The sequence below is a fragment of the Citrobacter sp. Igbk 17 genome (genome assembly GCF_028069775.1).
In the GTDB taxonomy this organism is placed as follows: domain Bacteria; phylum Pseudomonadota; class Gammaproteobacteria; order Enterobacterales; family Enterobacteriaceae; genus Citrobacter.
This window is the reverse complement of record NZ_JANEWI010000098.1, coordinates 1-447: the sequence shown is the minus strand read 5'-3', so window position 1 is coordinate 447 and position 447 is coordinate 1. Positions and strand designations below refer to the sequence as shown.

The following is a 447-nucleotide window of genomic DNA, read 5'->3' as shown; positions in this document are numbered from 1 at the left end:
GGTAACCGCTATTACAACCATGAAATGACCGTTGAAGGGCATGAGCAACTGTTAGCTGTGGCCAGAACGATGACCGGCATGGTGATAATCAGCGGCTATGACTGCGAGTTGTACAACGACATGTTGCTGGGTTGGACCAAAACCAAAAAGGCATCACGTATCAGTGCAGGGCGCGGTACGAAAGTGCGCACTGAATGCCTCTGGTTTAATCCGGCAACACAGCGTGAAGCGGCGGCCGCTGGCATTGGCGTGAAGGGGGAGTGATGGAACCTCAACTGGAATACGCTACAAAGCGCATCGCCGAACTGGAAATCTTGCTACTGGTGGATAGCAAAGACGTTGCTAGCATGCTTCAATAGACGAGATGTGGGGTGATGGTTATTAAAATGACTTATTTTGGCTGGTTAGTGGGTGAAAATGAATATTAAGACGCTCTTAATTAAGGCT

The 447-nt window shown here is 49.0% G+C and carries 1 pseudogene; it reads left to right on the top strand.

Features of this window, described 5'->3' with window-relative positions:
- A pseudogene (locus NNO08_RS22950) lies at positions 1-264 on the top strand (DNA adenine methylase); the annotation flags it as partial.
- Positions 265-447 lie beyond the last annotated feature (183 nt).